We start from the raw sequence: 17,338 nt of genomic DNA on the forward strand, positions 1-17,338 counted from the left end.
GGACTGTCATGTTCAATAAATTAACAGTGATGTGTGTGCTGCTAACAGCATTTTTTAGCCAAATGGCCTTGGCAAACTTATTGATTTCACCGACCCGTGTTACCTTTGATGAACGTCAGCGCAGTGCCAAAGTAACAGTGATCAACAACTCTGATGAACAGCGTACTTATCGTGTTATATGGAGTGAAAAGCAAGCTTTATCGGGTGGAGGTTATAATAACTTAGCGCAAGTAACAGCAAACAGTTTATCGCCAATGACGCGTTTATCTCCTAAGCAAGTGACCTTAGCACCTGGTGAAAAACAAACCGTTAAAATTGCGATTCGAAAGCCAAAAGGTTTACAGCCTGGCGAATATCGTTCGCACTTATTATTTCAAGCTTTACCTAATGAGAATAAAGAGCAAAAATCAGGAATACAGATCAATATGATTATGAGCTTTAGTATTCCAGTTATTTATCGTGAACAGCCAGAACAACCTAAGGTTACGATCACTCAGGCAAATATTATAAAAAATGCCAATCAGACCAAACCACAAATTCAAGTGCAACTGCAACGACATAACAACTTTAGTAGTTATGGAAAACTCAGCGCTTATATAAAAACTGCGTCCGGTGAACAAGAAAAGATAGCTGAAATTAGCAATTTAAGTGTTTACCCTGAAGTCGATACAGTCACAGCAACGCTTAGCTTATTTAAAGACAAGCAGCTTCCTAAAAACGCGGAGTTGCTACTTGATTATCAAGGTACTGCGGAATATAAAGCGATTGATTTCGCTTCTTATACGCTAGCTATCGGGGAATAACGTTAAGCGCTATTAAGTCATGAAAATGATCCGTATGCTTGCCATTGGGGTGCTACTTTTCAGCCCAATGAGCCTTGCCAGTAGTGTGCAGACGAATGACGTTCTGCGCACTATTAAAGCTATTCAAGCTAAATTAAATCAAGCTCCCTCACAAACAGATGCGCAGCAACAGCCTACCGTGCAAAATGAGTTCGGTCAGAGCATAGTACAACGTATCGCCACCGGTGAGTTTTTACTCTTTTCGCTGCACCTTAATGATGAATATCTTGGTGAAGCGTTTGCGATAAAAAGCGAACAAGGCGTGTTATTGGGTTTATCGGGGTTAGTCGAAATATTACAACTGGCTATTAATGTTGATGTTGCAAATGGCACTGCTGCAGGTTGGTTTATCAATGAAGCAAACTTATTTGCACTGAGTGCCACTGAACCTGCAAACTTAATTGCTAATAATCAAATGGTTACACTCTCTGCGCAGCAACTGCTCATTGATGATGATATTTATATTGATGCGGCTATTTTACAGCGCGCCTTCTCTGTCTCTATTACCCCTGATTATGCGAATTTAACGCTAGAGCTTACAACGGAACAATTATTTCCTGTTGCTGCGCAACAACAAAGGCAAAAGCGATTGTTTAACAACCAGCGCAAAGGGGATAATCAACCTACACAACCTTGGAAGGCCAGCCCTTATCAGGCGGTTTCAATGCCAGTGGCCGATTTACAGCTAAACTATCGTCGAGATAATGACAGCAGTCGGACAAGTTATTCATTACTAGGCGCACAAGATTTTGCGTATCTTTCTGCTGAATACTTTTTAGCAGGACGTGAACAAGATTTATTGAGCGACTCACGGCTGACATTCTCTAAACAAGATGTGAATAACAACTTACTCGGTGCTTTTGCAGCCAGCGAACTGGAATTTGGTGATATCACTGCAACGCAAATAGGTAGTCGTTATAACGGTCAGTATGGTCGGGGTTTTAAGTTTTCAAATTATCAGTTAGATCGAAAAATAGATAACAATCGGATTAACCTCACCGGGGCCATTCAGCCCGGCTGGGACGTTGAGCTTTATCGTAATGGCATTTTAATTGAACAACAGTTAAGCCTCGCGGATGGTCGTTATATATTTGATAGTATTGATTTACTGTATGGTGAAAATAACTTTGAGTTGATCTTTTATGGTCCGCAAGGGCAAGTTGAACGCAAAACAGAATATTACTTTATTGACGGTAATCAATTGGCGCAAGGAGAAGCTGCATACGAAATATCGGTATCAGAGCAAGGTAAACAATTACTAGGAAGTGAAAGTAATACACAACAAAGTGGCTGGTTAGCGGCAGGGCGATACGAACGTGGCCTGACCGATAATATTGCCATTTACACTGGTGCTATGGCGCAAAAACGCGAAGACGATGAGTTTTATCAATTTGCGTTTGGTAGCAATATTAACCTGTTTGAAAGACTGTTGGTTAATTTAGACTACGAGCAAAATAACCAGCAACAAAATGAATTAGAGCTTACAGCAAGAACCCAATTAGCGGAGCAATCACTGCTTTTTAGCGTCACTGATCGCTCGGATCAACAACAAGACTTGCAAAGTTATCAATTCGATATGTCGGGTGAGCTGATGCAAAATCGTTATGGTCGGCTTAATTATCAAAACAACTTTTTATTACAGCATTCAAGCTCAGGCCGCGACCTAAAACAAGCCTATAATCGTTTTAATTATAGTTATTCAGGCTTCTCTGTGAACAATTTATTGCAATGGCAAAATGTAAATGAGCAAAGTAAAGTATATGGCGCAACCCGTGTGCAAGGACGAATAGGGCGTTTATATAGTCGTTTTGGTTTTGATTATTTACTCTCGCCAGACAGTGATATTTTAAGTTACCAAGCTGAATTTAATCGCAGTATTACTGCAAAGTTACAAGCCGAGCTCACACTTAAAAATACCCTTAATGAGAATATCCAATCAGCGGACTTGGGCCTTAATTGGCAAAATGATGATTTTAATTTAAGCAGCACCATTAACTACGACAGTAATGATAATTGGCTTGTTAGTTTATATAGCCGCTTTAGTTTTGGTTATGACGCTGAAAATAACCGTACTTTTATGTCAAATCGTAGCTTAACGAGTACCGGTAGTTTACTGGTTAAAGTATTTTTAGATCAAAATAACAACGGCATTATGGATCCTGACGAACAAGGCGTCGCAGGAATAAAAGTAAAAGGGCTGCAAAATTATCGCCAAGCAATAACCGATGAAAATGGCATTGCATTGTTAACCTCAATGCCAGCTAATCGCACCACAGATATTGTGCTCGATAGAGACAGCTTCCCCGATCCTTTTTTCGTGCCTGCCCACGATGGTTTTTCAATCACGCCAAGAGCAGGGTTTATTGAATACATGGATTATCCGCTCAATAATGCCAGTGAAATTGAAGGCGTGGTATATAAACAACAAGGTGAACATACACAAATTCAGCCTTATGCAAAAATAACCTTATTAGATCAAAACGATAAAGAAGTTGCCAACACCCAAGCGGCTTATGATGGCTACTATTTGTTTACCGATTTACGGCCAGGGCAGTACCGTGCTGTGGTTGACGATAGCTTCAAAAAACGTAAAGCATTAAAAAACACCCAGCAAGTAACTGTTGATTTATCAGCAACAGGGGATGTGTTGGTTGGGGTTGATTTTACTTTAAAATCACTCGAAGAGGTATCGGGGACTATTGTTAATGCGGGAAATTTTTCATCGTTAATGATGTTAAAAGCATACTTACGTTTGATCAGCCCACGCTTAAAATTACAACAGCAAGACGTGTTTTATATTCATGATCAACAGCAAAGTAAGTACATACTCGCCTTAGGATACGCTGAGCAGGCTCAGCCTGAGTTTGCGGATCTTTGTCAGTCATTAATACAACAGGGGTTGCAGTGTGATATCGAACAACGAACCATACTTCATTAAAGGAATAGTAATGAATATCAAACAATCGTTTAGTGTAATTCAATCAGCCGTATTAATAGTGAGTTTAAGTATACTATCTGGCTGTAGCAGCACGATGAATAGCGCGCAAAAAAGTACCCGCAACACGGCTGAAACTAATCATCAACCCTATGTGCAGATCACGCAACAAGAGTTGCAGCAACTGCAAACCAGCTCTGCACAGTGGCAAGCGATTAAACCGGATCTTGAGCGGTTATTACTGATAGAAAGTGATTTGAAGCTATTGATCACACAGTTAACCGCAATAGCAAATGAAGAAGCAAGCCAAAGCAGCCCACAGCCACAACAAGTATCATCAGCAAAACCCGCGGATACTACTTCAGTGCTGCCTAGCGATACTAAGAATGCGTTGTTTGCTCTGCAAATCATTGCGGTCACGCAACAATCGCAATTAGCCCCAAGCTGGCAAGCAATTCAACAAAAAGCACCGAGTTTATTGTCAGATAAATTTATCACTAATGTCGAAACTGCTCAGGTAAAAGGCATGACTTACTACCGCTTAAAAATCGGGGCTTATCAATATCAAAAAAACGCCCAAGCTGATTGTGATAAATTAAAGCTACAACAGCTCAACTGCATGGTGACTCACTACACAGATCACCCAGTAAAATTATAAATAGGCATAATACTTGCTTTGTTATTGCCATGTTTAGTGAGGATGGCAATTATGCGCCTTTTGTTATGTTTATTATTGCTGAGTCTAACTGCGTGTAGTTTAACGCAAGAAAAACCGCCAGCACCAAGTACCAACGCGCCAAAAGCGACAATGGCACCTTATACTGTGCAGCAATATGTGGGTGATTTGAGTAGTCAATTGAGCCATGTACAAGGGCCATTTAAAAGCTCTGCACGGATTGCCGTTACTAGCTTTTACTTAGCCAACGCGCTAGACAGCGAACTAGCACAAGGGCAAGGCGCCGGGCTTAGTCAGCAAATTCAAGAAAGCTTACTGACCCAGTTTACTCAGCTTGGTTATCACATTATCGAATACCGACTTGAAAATCATCTTAATCTTGCCAGCAATGCCGACGGCATGTTAAGTCGTGATATTAGTAAATTACGTCAACGTCAGAATATTGACTTTGTCATCACGGGTACGCTAACACGGCAACAACATGCCTATATAGTGAATGCCCGCATGGTAAATACGCAAGATAGCCGCGTTGTATCTGCCGCCAGTACAGAAATCCCTATCAATGTGATGTGGGGCGATGAAAAAATACAGCAGCGCGACGGTTATATTTACCGCAGCGAATACTAATTAGGAGCTCTCATGAAACGCTTAATATTAACTTTATGTTTGCCACTGGGTTTTGGTTGCGCACAAATGATGGAACCAGGAAAAACAACACAACGAACAGATAATTCTCCGCAATTGGTTGATGATCAAAGAATGGTTGCAGCCCCTGGGCAAACGAATTCGTTGTATCAAAGTAATACCGCGGTGATCAATGATAGTAGTCAGGTCAGTGTACCAACGCGTAAAAATATTAATCATTACGTACGTGGCATAATGCAAGATATGGCAGAAAACCTACAGTACGTGAACAGTAAAACGCCACTTGCCGTATCGAGCTTTATCTTTTTGGACGACAACTACAACGATGGTACTTTACTTGGTAATCAAATTGCCGAAAGCTTTATGCACGAGCTGCACAATTTTGGTGTGCCGGTGATTGATTTTAAAACCACCGACTTTATGCGAGTCACGCCAACCGGTGACTTTGTATTTAGCCGCGATTATTTAGAGCTTAACCAAGACCAAAATTTTAACTACGTGCTTGCCGGTACTATGGTAAATCACCAAGGTGGTGTACTCGTTAATGCCCGTATTATTGGCTTAGCAAGCAAAGCTGTGGTTGGCTCTGCACAAGGGTTTATTCCGCAATCAGTGATTGATGCACTCGACAGCAGCTATCGCACTGATGGCGTAATGCTAAAACAAGCGAGTAAGTGAGGCCGATGATGAGTAAGTTAACCCATAGCGCTAAGTTACTAACCGTAGGGGGGGTGATCAGCATCCTCAGTGCATGCAGTATGACCAATGATACGACTGAGCCAGTTCAAAGCACGACTAGCCGATATGACCTTACTCAAATGCTAAAACAAGTACAAATGAACAGCGCCGAGCCGCTTGAGAACTCAGCGCAATTTAGTCCTAACAAGCATCATAAAACACTGGTTAATTATGTAGAGCAAATGGCGTTAGACTTAGTCGACACAATGCAAACAGAGCTTGATACCTCGATTGCCGTTACTTCATTTGTAGATTTAGATGCCACCCTTAATAACAGCAACCAATTAGGCAACCAGTTATCAGAGAGTTTTATTCATCAACTACAAAAATTTGGTTATGGCATTGTTGACTTTAAAACCACCGACCACATCGCCATGAATGCCCGTGGTGACTTTGTGTTTTCTCGTGATATAGAGCAACTCGCAAATCAACGCATCGCCAGCCATGTGTTATCAGGCACCTTGATTTATCGCAGCAACGGTGTTGAAGTAAACGCCCGTATTATCGACATCACCAGCAAACGCGTTATCGCCAGCAGCAATAAAACCCTGCCATATTACGTGCTCAACAACGCCGATATCCACCTACAGAGCGCAAGTATTAACTAAGGCCGTATTAAGTCCATTTAACTGCTTGATTGTAAATAGGATAAACCGTTATAATTTCTTATCAGCTATCAGCTATCAGCTATCAGCTATCAGCTATCAGCTATCAGCAGCTCGAAGCTCGAAGCTCGAATGTGGCCTCTTAGTTAAATGGATATAACGGCCCCCTCCTAAGGGGCAGTTACAGGTTCGATTCCTGTAGGGGCTACCAATAAAATCAATAAGTTACGGTTTTATTTCCATTCTTTTTATTTTCTGTGTAGCACATGTGTAGCACTGTAATCTTTAATTATTATTAAGTTATGCTCAATTTCTGCAATCAATATACAATTATTAAATAGATCTTGAGTTGTCTTTTTGTACTTACTGTAAGAATGCTAGAGGTTCTATTATATCTATTGCATTTCTTTAACGAACCTAGAAGCGGATTGAGCTTTTATATCACCCCAAGGCATAGTTCTTTTGTTTGGATAAGAAACATATAACCATCGTTTTGCTCTTGTGACAGCAACGAATGCATTATTTCTTTCCTCAGATATATCGCTTTCTGAGCGAGCTCTATAATCGGGGAACACCCCTTCACACATTCCCATCAAAAAGACGATATCTTTTTCTAAACCTTTCATAGTGTGCACGGTGCTTAAAGTTAGTCCTTTGTTGTCAATTTTATTATTTATTTGACCGAGAGCGAGGGCATTCCTAAATGCTTTCAATGAATCGCCAATTCCCTTCGTTTTAAATTTTAACCACAAATATTTAAAATCGTTTAATTCTGAAATGCTCATTTCTAGTTCTGATTTATCATTATCATCTGTAGCTTTAGATGCAATTTCTTTGAGGGCTTTATCGAATTTCGAAATGAACTTCATCATATTGGGCTCTTCTAAAGACAGCTCGTTTAGCTCTTTCAATAGGAGAGATTGAACATCAGGGAATTTTATATCAAGGCTTTTGTCAATAAACTCGACCACTCTAGCAACTGATTTTCACTTCCCCAAACTTTGGGAGGAGCTATATTAAGGAGTTTGCATAGCTTTTTTCCGTCTACCCAGTCTTTAGGGGTTAACTTTACTCTTAAAGCATAGTCTAATACTTTTCCAAACATGGAGTTAGGCTCAGCTAACCTCTCTCCTTTTTTTAAAGAATATTCTATATTTTCACGAGATAAAATTTCTTCTAATGCTGAAAACACAAAGCGATTCCGAGCTATGACAACCATATGCTCTAAAGAAATGTCTCCTTCTATTTCATCATGTTTCTTCATTTCTATTAAATATTTAATTTGGTTAATTATCCAAAGAGCCTCAGTATATTCATCCTCAAAGCTATTAAAATTGACGCCTCCTTCAAGTGCTGCATTATGCACTTCTTGTGAATTTGGCTTTAATTTGTTAGCAACACTAATTATAGCTTTTGTACTTCTATAGTTTTCTTTTAATTCAAATTTTACTGGGGCAAAATCTGACACAAAGCTAGAACAGAGATAGTCAGAAGATGAACTATTAAATCCGTAAATCATTTGATGGGGATCTCCAACCATCAATAAGCTTTTTACAGAGTTCCCGCAAAACACCTTAATAAATTCATATTGAGCTTTGTTTAAATCTTGGGCTTCATCTACACAAACAAACTTATATTTAGTTCTGTATATATTTGCAATCCAATCAAAGTTTAGAAGTAATTGATGCCCATAATATAAAATATCGTCGTAATCTATACCGCCGCTATTTAGGAGAGCTGATTGGTAATCTTGGTATATTTTCCAAATCCTTGCCTGACTAGGGAACTTTGAAATAGCTTCATCTTCAGTTAGGAACTCTCTTTTAATGCTTGAAAATGCATCCATATACCTTTGCATCACAGCTTGTCTATTTCTATTTTCTTTAAAATCTGATACGTCCAAGTATTCATCGATATTTACACCATCTTCACGAAGAGATTGTAAAAATATTTCCATTCTATCTTTATCTCGATCATATATATTTAATTCTTCAGGTAATCCAATAGTATGTCCATATTGCTCTATGATATTCTGGGATAATGAATGAATAGTGGTAATCCATGTACGCTTTTCTGCTTCTTCGGAGTCAGAAAGACGTTCAGCCATTTCCTCAGCAGCTTTATTTGTAAAAGTCAGAGAAATTACTCTATCTTTTTTGGTGTGAGCTAATATAAAACGAACCCTTTCAGTTAAAACTCTTGTCTTTCCTGAGCCAGCAGAAGCTAACACTTGAATATTACTTTCTAGAGAAGTTTCTACAATAGCTGTTTGATTAGCTGATAAAGGTATCATATTTAGATTTCCGTCTTAATTTGTTCGAAAATTTTGATAATTTTTGGAGGTAAGTCTTCTATTGTTAACATACATAGCTCTTCAGCTACTGCTTTTGCATAAGTTGGCTTTTTAGAGCTTAAGATTTCTAATATAGCTCTTTTTTCACCATCAGCTGTATTGTAGTCTCTTGTAGGGGATTCAAGAATAGCTTGATTGCATGTAACACAATTTGGTACGTTTTTTCGTACTGCTCTAGTTGGAGTTCCTTGTTTCTCAGAGATCCAAGTTTTAATTTTTTCATCACCTTCTGTTTTCGATATGGCGTCTTTAATTAATTTTTCAAACCCGTTATTAAGCAAATATCCCTCAAAGTTTGTACCATCTAAAATGGTAATGTTAGGGCTATTATGCAAATCAGTTTCACCGAAAAACTCTTCATATGCATATTTTAATTTTTGTACAATATTCGGTTCACCATCGCTGAAAATAAATACTGGAATATTAAAGTCTCTTGCTAACCTTAAAAAAGGTTTGTATTTAGCTCCAGAACCTCCAACACCAATAAAGTTTATACCTAATGAAAAAGGCTCTTCACCAAAATACTTTTGAAATAACATTGGTAGAACTTGTTCTTCAGTCTCGCCTTCTGAGAGAACGATGGCTCTAGAGAATAATAGTTCTCCTCTAGAATGTATTACCTCTCGTTGTAATTTCCGTTTATCTTCAGCACTAATATGGTAATCCACCCATTTTTAATGGAGGCTAGCTGTAGAATTTTCGTTGTTTAACTTTTCCAGTTTTTGTATTGGTGTTATGCCACCTATGCCCATGTTAGGGCGTTCATTATTGTAAGTCCATAACCAATCGGTAGCTCTGTCTTGTAACTCACTAATGTCACTGTAAATATAATGACTTAGCCAGTCATAACGAACTGTTCGATTAAAGCGCTCTATATACGCATTTTGCTGTGGATTACCAGGTTGAATAAATCGTAATTCGATCTCATTATTCAATGCCCATTGAGCGAGTTTATGGCTAATATATTCTGGGCCATTATCACACCTGATGGCTTTAGGTTTACCGCGCCACTCTATAATTTGATTTAACGAGCGGAGCACACGCTCAGCAGGCAGTGATAAATCAGCATCAATAGTCAGTCCTTCGCGATTAAAGTCATCTATTACATTAAATAAACGACACGCTCTGCCATCCGCTAGTTGGTCATGCATAAAATCCATTGACCAGCATTCATTAATGGTTTCTGGTACAGCCAATGGCTCAGGTTTGTCTCTCTTTAAGCGTTTCCTAGGCTTTATTCGCAAGTTTAACTCAAGCTCACGGTAAATGCGGTAAACTCGTTTGTGATTCCATTTATATCGTTTTACATTGCGAAAATATAAAAAGCATAGCCCAAAGCCCCAATTGCGCTTTGATTCAGTCAAATCGAGTAACAGCTCTGCTATTTTTAAGTTTTCATTTTTTAATGTCGACGTATAGCGATAACACGTTTCACTGATCATGAAAGTGCGACAGGCTAAGGCAATACTCATTTTATTTGTACTAACGACTTCATGTGCCAATATCTTGCGCTCAGAAGCCTTCACCACTTTTTTGCCATAGCCTCTTGAATGACCTCGGATTTAAGTCGCTCTTCAGCATACATTTTCTTCAAACGACGGTTTTCATCTTCAAGTTCTTTCATTCTCGTCATTAAAGAGGCATCCATACCGCCGTATTTTGCGCGCCATTTATAAAAGGTTGAGTTACCCATACCATGTTCACGGCATAGCTCAGGGATCGGGACACCACTTTCGGCTTGCTTCAAAATAGCGAGGATCTGACTGTCTGTAAAATGTGCTTTTTTCATAATTTTCTCCTGTGTTTACAATAAGAGAAAATTCTACGTTTGACACCCATTATTTTTCGGGGGGATTACCATATTATTACTCAGTTGTCTAACTTCTATATCAGAGTCATTGCTGGTTAGAAGTCTAAGTTCACTCTGATCTGCAAGAGCTACAATATAAGGCGAGTGAGTTGTTATGATTACTTGTCCCTGAGATTCGACCAGTTGTTTATATAGCGTGCGTTGTGCATTTGGGTGCAAGTGTGCTTCGGGTTCTTCAGCTGCCACAATTGGGTAATATGCTTCCTCTTCCTCAGCAAATTTTTCTGACGTAAGTTCAGTAAAAGCTTTAACAGTGAGGAGAGAAGCCCAGCTTCTAGTTCCCATACCATGATATTCCATTGAAAATAAATTATTATCATTCTCTCCAAAGTGAACAGTAAACTGTTTTGATAAGTCTCTAATTTTCTTTGGGAAAGGGGTTATCTCTGCTTTGCCAGAATTTACAAATGATTGATTTAATTTCTCTAAATGTGTCTTTAATTTGGCTAGTGGTTGGCTTTTTTTAAGTGCTTCATTATTTAGATCAGATATTATTTCTTCTAATGCACTTTTATCTTCATCATTATATTTGATATTTGAGAGTATCTTTCCTACGAATGAGTTTTTCTCTTTTAGTTCCGAATGAAGGTCTCTTTGGGCATCTATTGAAAAGTAGGGTAATGATTGTAAATTAGTTCGAATTTTTTTCTTTTGATTGACCTTTGCGTTATTCCAGTTTGTAAAGGGAGGCCACGTATCCAAGGAATATCTTAAAACAGAGAAACCACCTCTAATTAAATCATGAGAGCAGACCGTTCTAATAACAGAAAACTGTTTTTCATTGTTATCTGCTTGAACTTTATCTCCTAAAAAATCTATCCACTCTTCTTCAAATAAAGGAACTCTTTCATCCCCTTTATTAACAGGGACTATTCTTATATCTACTGTAATTTCGCTAAATGGTTTATCATTCTCATCTAGATAAAAGTCTTCTTCAGATAGGTATCTTGAGTAATCCCCCAATGCAAGTTGAAATGCCTTAACTACAGAAGTTTTACCTGCATTGTTAAGGCCGATTAAAACAGCAATCCTTGGTAAGTCTATTTCAATATTTCGAATACCTCTAAAACCTGAAATTCTGATTTTATCCACTAAAATAGTCATAACATTCCTTTATAATTAGACTTAATTTTTAAATTAAATCATACATAAAAGAGTAAGTCATTTTATTAATCAGTACAGTTATTTACAGAACTCCAAGTAAGACCTTTTTTACCATTCTGGCAAATAGCGAACTAAAGGTTATTTTTGGCTTTGTGCTGGTATTTGATATGAGCTAAACCTTAGTTAAGAGCTTTAACTATTTGAAATGTTATATTTAACAGCAGTTTTATTTCAAAGTGATAGCTTTAGGCTATGCCTTTTTACCTTCCATGAATAGTGCCTTGTGCGAATACCTTATATGAACGGCTTTAACCGCGAATCATTGACCTTTTGCTTTTTGGATTAGCTCACCATCGTAGTAACTTTGTGAACATTCAGTCCTGCCTTAAGAAGAGTAACGTCCTTCCTTATCCAGGTTTACTAAATTGTTTTTTTTAATACTAAAAGTGTTACAATCCTAACCAGTGTAAACCTCGAGTTTGCTAAATTCGTAATGTTCATACTTTAGGTATCAAAATGTCATCTAAGATAAACTGGTTGGTTACCCATACGTATCCTGGAGCCCTTGTCCTACAGCAATGGTTGACTGAGAACGGAATTAGTTACTCCTTGGCTCAAAAATATGCGCAGAGTGGTTGGCTGAGGAAGTTATCTTCAGGTGTTTATTTTCGCCCAAGCGCCAGTGATGATGTTAAGCCTGATTGGGGGGGAGCTCTACAAGCAATGGACATGCAGTTAGACCACCCTGTTCATCTGGCAGGGTTAAGCAGCTTGACTCACCAAGGGCTGAGCCACTATTTACAGCTAAGTAAAGAACAAGTTTGGATTGGGGTGAAGAACAAACAATCATTGCCTAAGTGGTTTCGTGAATTTCCCAATCAAAATTGGTTTTATTGTGGTAACCATAAGCTTGAAGTCGTCTCTGAAAAAGACCTAAAAATGATTACGGTTAAAGGAAAAGAGTTAAAAGCTAGTTGTCCTGAGCTTGCAGCTTACGAAGTGGTTGATGCAATCGGGAAGCACATTTCGTTTGAGCATGCAGCAGAGCTTTTTCAAGGGCTTGTAAACCTGAGTCCTAGAAAGGTGCAATCTCTTCTTGAACGTAGTAGCTCGGTTCAAACCAATAGAGTGTTTTTGTTTTTGAGTCATTATCATGGCCATCAATGGACTCAGCGTATTGATGAAACAAAGATCGCATTAGGTTCAGGAAAGCGTCAGGTGGTAGAGCAAGGGCGATTTGATGAGCGTTACCAAATCACTGTGCCAGAAATATTAAGTGTAAAACAAGAAGAACCAAACAATGGATAGAGAGAGCCCCTACTACAAGCAGGTTTCACTGCTGGTTAGAATGTTACCAGTAGTTGCAACAGAGCCTTCATTTGCACTCAAAGGCGGTACGGCCATCAATTTATTTGTGAGAGACTTTCCACGGCTGTCCGTGGACATTGACCTTGCCTATCTTCCTCTTGAGCCTAGAGATGAAGCGCTAGCAAATGTAAAAGCTGCGCTGCAACGCATTACCGATTTAATTAATGCTCAACCAGATACGGGTGCTGTGTTACAGGATCAAAAAGTAGATGAGCTGCGTATAGTTGTTACTAGTCCTAACGCAACAATTAAAATCGAAGTCTCTCCGGTAGCAAGAGGTACGTTACATAAACCGGATAGCTTAGCTGTGCAAGAATCAGTCGAAGAAGAGTTTGGTTATGCAGAGGTTCCTGTAGTTAGTCTGCCCGATCTCTATGGGGGGAAATTATGTGCAGCCATGGATCGCCAGCACCCTCGCGACCTGTTTGATGTTCGTATGCTGCTTGCAGAGAAAGGTATTTCTCGAGATATATTTGTTGGATTCATTACTTACGTACTAAGCCACCCAAGACCTATCAATGAGGTTATGGCTCCTAACTGGCAACCTCTTGATGTGAAGTTTCAAGCTGAGTTTGATGGCATGACCTTTGAACCCGTTGAGCTAAAAGACTTAACTTCTATAAGGCCTGCAATGGTAGCCGCATTACAAGCTCATTTCACAGAAAGAGATCGCTCATTTTTGTTGTCATTCAAACAAGGGGATCCTGATTGGACACTGTTTGACTATCCTGATGCAGCAGAACTGCCAGCTATACGCTGGAAGCTACAAAACATAGCTAAGTTAGTTAAGAATCAAGAAAAACATACAGAGCAACTAGCTAAATTAGAGGCTGTGCTTGATGAGTGGCTTAAATAAGACAATGAAGTAAAGGGGTCAAGAGAAAAGGAGTTAAATCTTGGCTTCAGACATCAGAACTTTAGATTGACCTGATATCAATCTAACTGATTGTATTTTAGACTTAGCTTTAGCTGTTAAGACGCTGGTTGACACTTTTACGCGCGAATAAATGCGGGTTTTCACACTTTTATGCGCGAATAAGTGTGGTTGTGTTGTATGAATTAAATTTACTACCATTTTAAACTGTGATGTTTTACCTTGTTGTGCAGTCGTTTTTAAGGGATAACGAAGATATGGCAAGGCCTATTTCAATAGAAAACGCTGAGCATTATAACTGGAGTGATGACTGCGATGGTTGGCACTTGGTAAAAAGTGCGGCATTGAGTGTGATCCAAGAACGAGTGCCGCCGGGTTGTTGTGAGCAAGCGCATAAACATGAGTTTGCGGAGCAGTTCTTCTTTGTGCTTAAGTGGGCAGGCTACATTGATTGTGGATTCAATAAGCCATATTTTAAATCCGCAGCAGGGCCTTCATGTGCCAGCGGGGTTAGTGCATCAGTTATGCAACTATGCTGAGGACGATTGCTATCTCAACGCCGCCAAGTCATGGTGATAGGGTTAACCAATAATAATCAAGGAGACCTAGGCCTCCTTGATTCTTGGTTATATTTTAATCCTAGCAACCTAGCAACCTAGCAACCTAGCAACCTAGTAATCTAGTAACTTAATTTCCCGGGCCACATTCCATACATTGGTTAATAATATCTGGGCCAAATTTAAGCTTGGCGTTTAAATCGCGCAGTGCGGTGCGTAGGCCTTCTTCAATCACTGGATGATAAAATGGCATGTCGAGCATTTGTGGTACGGTCATTTTGTTTTGTACAGCCCATGCCAGTAAGTGAGCTATATGCTCCGCTTGTGGGCCAATAAACTCGGCACCTAAAAATAACCCTGTGCCTTGCTCTGCGTATAAACGCATATGACCTTTGTTTTTCAACATGACGCGGCTGCGGCCTTGGTTTTCAAAGCTGACTTCACCAATTTCAAAACAACCACACTCACCAAAGCGGGCGGTTATTTGCTTGTATGTTTCACCCACCATGGCAATTTGCGGATCGCTAAACACCGCTGCAATCGCAGCGCGGCGCAGGCCATTACGCACATCCGGAAAACGCCCTGCGTTTTGCCCTGCGATGGTGCCTTGGTCGCTCGCTTCATGCAGCAGTGGCATCATATTACTGGCATCACCTGCTATGAATATGTTTGAATCGCCACATTGCATAGTGTGTTTATCAGCGATTGGCACGCCGCGTTCATCAAGCTCAATGCCAGTGTTTTCAAGGCCGAGCTTGTCGGTGTTTGGCACCCGTCCGGTGGCGGCAAGTACGTAATCAAATTGTTCGGTTTGTTTGTTGCCGTTTTTGTCTACATAGCTAAGCTGGGCTTTATCGCCTACTTGTTGCATATCAGAGACGTTTGCATCGGTATCGACATAAAATTCTTCAGCAAATACGGTGTTTGCGTAGTCTTTGATCACAGGGTCGGTAATAGGGCCAATGGCGCCACCTACACCAAATAATTTTACCTTAACGCCTAAGCGATGCAGTGCTTGGCCAATTTCCAAGCCAATTACACCAGAGCCGAATACAGCGACTGACTCAGGCAAGTCTTGCCAATTGAAAACGTCATCGTTAATGATCAGTCTGTCGCCAAAGTTATTAAATACGCCAGGGTAGGCAGGGCGAGAGCCGGTTGCGATTACAAATCGCTTAGCGGTAATAATGGTATGGTCGTCAATTTGTATGCGGTTGGCATCTAGAAATTTTGCGTAACCATTGATTTTATCATCAGCGGGTAATTCATCTATGGCCTCTACTACAAAACCTGTAAAGCGGTCGCGCTCGCTGCGCACGCGTGCCATCACTTGTTTACCATCAATGCGTGGTTTGGAGCTGTGCACACCAAATGCTGGGGCGGCTGCAATTGCATGGGCGGCTTCTGCGGCGGCTATGAGTAATTTACTTGGCATACAACCGACACGCGCACAGGTTGTACCATATGGGCCTGCTTCAATCATTAGTACATTACTAGTGTGTTGTTTTGCATTGCGATAAGCGCTTAAACCTGCGGTGCCAGCACCTATTACAACAACGTCTGTTTGCAGTTCTTTCATAGTGTTGCTCCATAATACCAATTTTATTAAAAACTGGTTTTTAAATTAGTTAATAAAATGGGTATATGCATACCCAAACTACCTCAAGATACAGAATTCAGCGTGTCACAGGGGCTTGTATTAAAGCGTTAATTTGCAAAAATGAGTAAGTAACAACTATGAGAGTAAGTTCCTGTGACACGCCCGTTGGGTTGGTTTAAAAGCGATTTATACTGCGTTATTGATTTTAACAATAGAACCACTATTACTTGTAATCAATGCCTTGCCTAAATCGCTTTTAATTCCACCTGATGTTCGCATCTTGAAATAGTTTGGGTATGAATAGGGGCATTGCTGCCCCTTATTATTTGCTTAAGGTATTTACTTAATTAAGCAAAGTATTTTTCTAAATCGTCAGAGCCACCAATGTGCTTACCGCCAATAAATACTTGTGGTACGGTCTCACGGCCCGAAATTGCTTTTAGGCTAGTCAGTGATGCGCCAGCACCCATAGTGATCTCTTCGTACACTAGGCCTTTTTCTTCTAATAACGCTTTGGCTTTTTTACAGAAAGGGCAGCCTGGTTTGGTAAATAAGCTGACCGCTTCTGGTTTAACTTGTTTAGGGTTGATGTAATCAAGCATAGTGTCTGCATCTGATACTTCAAACGGGTCGCCTGGTAAATCCGGTTCGATGAACATTTTTTCTACTACACCATCTTTAACCAGCATAGAGTATCTCCAGCTGCGTTTACCAAAACCTAAATCGTTTTTATCCACTAACATGCCCATGCCGTCAGTGAATTCGCCGTTACCATCTGGTAACAAGGTAATGTTTTGTGCTTCTTGATGTTCAGCCCACGCATTCATAACAAAGGTATCGTTTACTGATACACAAACAATGTCATCAACGCCATTTTGTTTCAGTACGCCCGCTAACTCGTTGTAGCGTGGTAAGTGTGTTGATGAACAGGTTGGTGTAAATGCACCAGGTAGTGAAAACACCACCACAGTTTTACCTTTAAAAATGTCATCGGTAGTGATTGATTTCCATTCGTCGTTTTGACGCGTTGCAAATGTAACCTGTGGAATTGTTTGACCTTCAATATTGTTTAACATGTTTTTTAGTTCCTCTTGATTTGTTAATAGCCATTATGTCGTGAAAGTTACAATAGCTCCAATCGTTTGTTTATATTAGTATGATAGGTATTACC

16 protein-coding genes and 1 tRNA gene are annotated in these 17,338 nt (G+C 39.8%); 10 read left to right on the forward strand and 7 right to left on the reverse strand.

The window, feature by feature from the left end; all coding sequences use genetic code 11:
* The first annotated feature begins 8 nt into the window (after positions 1 to 8).
* The 7 genes from ACMVDV_RS00325 (at position 9) to ACMVDV_RS00355 (ending at position 6,652) form a co-directional block, all read left to right on the forward strand.
* Positions 9 to 803, forward strand: coding sequence for a molecular chaperone (locus ACMVDV_RS00325; RefSeq protein ID WP_416156801.1), 795 nt, complete (start codon positions 9 to 11; stop codon positions 801 to 803).
* A gap of 19 nt (positions 804 to 822) precedes the next feature.
* Positions 823 to 3,780, forward strand: a complete 2,958-nt coding sequence (locus ACMVDV_RS00330) for a hypothetical protein (protein ID WP_416156802.1) — start codon at positions 823 to 825, stop codon at positions 3,778 to 3,780.
* 10 nt (positions 3,781 to 3,790) lie between these two features.
* A complete protein-coding gene (locus ACMVDV_RS00335) occupies positions 3,791 to 4,435 on the forward strand; it encodes an SPOR domain-containing protein (RefSeq protein ID WP_416156803.1) in 645 nt (214 codons plus the stop codon).
* A gap of 51 nt (positions 4,436 to 4,486) precedes the next feature.
* Entirely contained in the window at positions 4,487 to 5,080 is a 594-nt protein-coding gene (locus ACMVDV_RS00340; RefSeq protein ID WP_304182194.1) for a FlgO family outer membrane protein, read from the forward strand.
* A gap of 12 nt (positions 5,081 to 5,092) precedes the next feature.
* Positions 5,093 to 5,776 carry a FlgO family outer membrane protein gene (locus ACMVDV_RS00345; protein ID WP_304182195.1) on the forward strand — a complete coding sequence of 228 codons (684 nt, stop codon included), beginning with the start codon at positions 5,093 to 5,095 and terminating at the stop codon, positions 5,774 to 5,776.
* A 5-nt stretch (positions 5,777 to 5,781) separates the two neighbouring features.
* Positions 5,782 to 6,444 carry a FlgO family outer membrane protein gene (locus tag ACMVDV_RS00350; protein ID WP_416156804.1) on the forward strand — a complete coding sequence of 221 codons (663 nt, stop codon included), beginning with the start codon at positions 5,782 to 5,784 and terminating at the stop codon, positions 6,442 to 6,444.
* A 133-nt stretch (positions 6,445 to 6,577) separates the two neighbouring features.
* Positions 6,578 to 6,652, forward strand: a tRNA-Arg gene (locus tag ACMVDV_RS00355).
* A 184-nt stretch (positions 6,653 to 6,836) separates the two neighbouring features.
* Here ACMVDV_RS00355 and ACMVDV_RS00360 read toward each other — a convergent pair.
* From ACMVDV_RS00360 to ACMVDV_RS00380, 5 genes are all read right to left on the reverse strand, one after another.
* A complete protein-coding gene (locus ACMVDV_RS00360) occupies positions 6,837 to 7,313 on the reverse strand; it encodes a 3'-5' exonuclease (RefSeq protein ID WP_416156805.1) in 477 nt (158 codons plus the stop codon).
* A 65-nt stretch (positions 7,314 to 7,378) separates the two neighbouring features.
* Positions 7,379 to 8,734 carry an ATP-dependent helicase gene (locus ACMVDV_RS00365; protein ID WP_416156806.1) on the reverse strand — a complete coding sequence of 452 codons (1,356 nt, stop codon included), beginning with the start codon at positions 8,732 to 8,734 and terminating at the stop codon, positions 7,379 to 7,381.
* A gap of 2 nt (positions 8,735 to 8,736) precedes the next feature.
* Positions 8,737 to 9,462, reverse strand: coding sequence for a TOPRIM nucleotidyl transferase/hydrolase domain-containing protein (locus ACMVDV_RS00370; RefSeq protein ID WP_416156807.1), 726 nt, complete (start codon positions 9,460 to 9,462; stop codon positions 8,737 to 8,739).
* 6 nt (positions 9,463 to 9,468) lie between these two features.
* Positions 9,469 to 10,583, reverse strand: a protein-coding gene (locus tag ACMVDV_RS00375; protein ID WP_416156808.1) for an IS3 family transposase whose coding sequence is annotated in 2 segments (ribosomal slippage) — positions 9,469 to 10,331 and positions 10,331 to 10,583 — 1,116 coding nt in all. Because the reading frame shifts where the segments join, the coding sequence is not laid out codon by codon here.
* Positions 10,584 to 10,616: 33 nt separating this feature from the next.
* Positions 10,617 to 11,768: an ATP-dependent nuclease gene (locus ACMVDV_RS00380; RefSeq protein WP_416156809.1), complete on the reverse strand. Its 1,152-nt coding sequence runs from the start codon at positions 11,766 to 11,768 to the stop codon at positions 10,617 to 10,619.
* Positions 11,769 to 12,284: 516 nt separating this feature from the next.
* Here ACMVDV_RS00380 and ACMVDV_RS00385 point away from each other — a divergent pair.
* The 3 genes from ACMVDV_RS00385 (at position 12,285) to ACMVDV_RS00395 (ending at position 14,549) form a co-directional block, all read left to right on the forward strand.
* Positions 12,285 to 13,076: a type IV toxin-antitoxin system AbiEi family antitoxin gene (locus ACMVDV_RS00385; protein WP_416156810.1), complete on the forward strand. Its 792-nt coding sequence runs from the start codon at positions 12,285 to 12,287 to the stop codon at positions 13,074 to 13,076.
* Entirely contained in the window at positions 13,069 to 13,992 is a 924-nt protein-coding gene (locus tag ACMVDV_RS00390) for a nucleotidyl transferase AbiEii/AbiGii toxin family protein (protein WP_416156811.1), read from the forward strand. The genes ACMVDV_RS00385 and ACMVDV_RS00390 overlap by 8 nt, the downstream gene beginning before the upstream one ends.
* Before the next feature lie 275 nt (positions 13,993 to 14,267).
* Positions 14,268 to 14,549 carry a hypothetical protein gene (locus ACMVDV_RS00395; protein WP_416156812.1) on the forward strand — a complete coding sequence of 94 codons (282 nt, stop codon included), beginning with the start codon at positions 14,268 to 14,270 and terminating at the stop codon, positions 14,547 to 14,549.
* A 148-nt stretch (positions 14,550 to 14,697) separates the two neighbouring features.
* Here the strand turns inward: ACMVDV_RS00395 and ACMVDV_RS00400 are convergent, their stop codons facing one another.
* Positions 14,698 to 16,146 (reverse strand): dihydrolipoyl dehydrogenase, encoded by a 1,449-nt coding sequence (locus ACMVDV_RS00400; protein ID WP_416156813.1) that lies wholly within the window; start codon positions 16,144 to 16,146, stop codon positions 14,698 to 14,700.
* A 368-nt stretch (positions 16,147 to 16,514) separates the two neighbouring features.
* Positions 16,515 to 17,243: a glutathione peroxidase gene (locus ACMVDV_RS00405; RefSeq protein WP_304182135.1), complete on the reverse strand. Its 729-nt coding sequence runs from the start codon at positions 17,241 to 17,243 to the stop codon at positions 16,515 to 16,517.
* Positions 17,244 to 17,338: the final 95 nt, after the last annotated feature.

The organism is Pseudoalteromonas sp. ASV78 (genome assembly GCF_047806705.1).
Lineage (GTDB): Bacteria > Pseudomonadota > Gammaproteobacteria > Enterobacterales > Alteromonadaceae > Pseudoalteromonas > Pseudoalteromonas prydzensis_A.